The organism is Acinetobacter sp. 226-1 (assembly GCF_030329325.1).
In the GTDB taxonomy this organism is placed as follows: domain Bacteria; phylum Pseudomonadota; class Gammaproteobacteria; order Pseudomonadales; family Moraxellaceae; genus Acinetobacter; species Acinetobacter sichuanensis.
The window spans coordinates 1-1,376 of record NZ_JACANU010000051.1 but is presented as its reverse complement, the minus strand read 5'-3'; the positions used below and the strand labels follow the sequence as shown (position 1 = coordinate 1,376).

Annotated in this window: 2 protein-coding genes; both read left to right on the top strand. The window is 37.7% G+C overall.

Features of this window, described 5'->3' with window-relative positions:
• The coding region (locus HX124_RS18020) for a hypothetical protein (RefSeq protein WP_216070547.1) at positions 1-265 on the top strand (265 nt) is incomplete at its 5' end.
• Positions 266-351: 86 nt separating this feature from the next.
• Positions 352-1,227, top strand: a complete 876-nt coding sequence (locus HX124_RS18015; protein ID WP_078081115.1) for an SDR family oxidoreductase — start codon at positions 352-354, stop codon at positions 1,225-1,227.
• The last annotated feature ends 149 nt before the right edge of the window (positions 1,228-1,376 follow it).

Sequence of the window (1,376 nt, the reverse complement as noted above, 5' to 3'; positions counted from 1 at the left end):
CAGGGGTGTCGAAAGAGTCAACTGCGGTCCAAAGCTGTTGGACTTGGGTGAAAAGGGCGTTTATTCTTCCTATACGTATAGGAAACCTTTATTATACGGTTATAGTAAAAAGGGGGAGAGGAATCTTCCTCTTTTTTATTTTAAAGGGAGATCTCCCATGACACTTCGTAGAAAAGGGTACATCAATGAATTTGATGGCTTATTTGTGATACCAACAATCGGATTAATCCTGTTGAAATTTTATATTTCTATATTTAGAGCATAGGCAGATTGCCTGTGCTCTTTATTTTGTTTGTTTTAAATTGGTATTGAATGATACCAATATTACATGATTAATGGAGGAGATTATTTATGACATTTAATAACAATGAAAATACACGTGTGTGGTTTATTACAGGTGCAAGCAGTGGACTAGGATACGAATTCACAAAAAAAGCATTGGAGTCAGGAGAGAAGGTTGTTGGTGTTGCTAGAAATATTGAAAAACTGAATGAGTTAAAATGCCAGTTTGAAGGAATGTTACTTCCTTTAAGTCTTGATGTTACTGATAGAAGTGCTGTTTCGACTACAGTGGAAACTGCCATTAAACATTTTGGAAGACTCGATATTGTCATTAACAATGCAGGGAATATGGTAATGGGAATGATTGAAGAATTTAGTGAAGATGAAGTTAGAAGCCAAATGGAAACTAATTTCTTCGGTACAGTATGGGTAAGTCAAGCTGTTATGCCGTACTTGCGGGCACAAGAATCAGGTCATATTATCCAGATATCTAGTATTGGTGGACTGATTAGTGGTCCAATGTCGGGAATCTATAGCGCTAGTAAATTTGCTTTAGAAGGATTTAGCGAGGCTTTAGCACAAGAAGCTGCACATTTTGGTATAAAAGTATCTATCGTAGAACCTGGAGGTTACTGGACGAATCTATACTTAAAAATGAGTTTTACTACACAGAAAAAAGAGTATGATTCATTACGTGAAAAGTTGGCCCAACAATATTCAAACGAATCGGTGGATAGTGATCCTAAGTTAGCCGCCGAAGCTATAATGAAACTGGTTAATAGTGAGAATCCGCCTCTCCGATTAGTTCTGGGAAGCCTTGTATATGATTTAGCTGTTGAAAATGCAGAAAAACGTATATTTACATGGAAAGAGTGGGAATCAGTCAGTCGTTCTTCGGAACATGGGATTCCTGCACCAGAAGGATACGGAATAATTGAGGAATAGAAACCCTAAGAAATAAACTCTCTAAACTACAAAAACTAATTAATGATTTAATATGTTTATTAACTTAATCGCCGGGCGCAACGGCTTTCGTCATTGCGTCTCTGGGAGCAGCTTGGTCTTCAACTGCACCGGCCTTTGTCGCTTTCCGT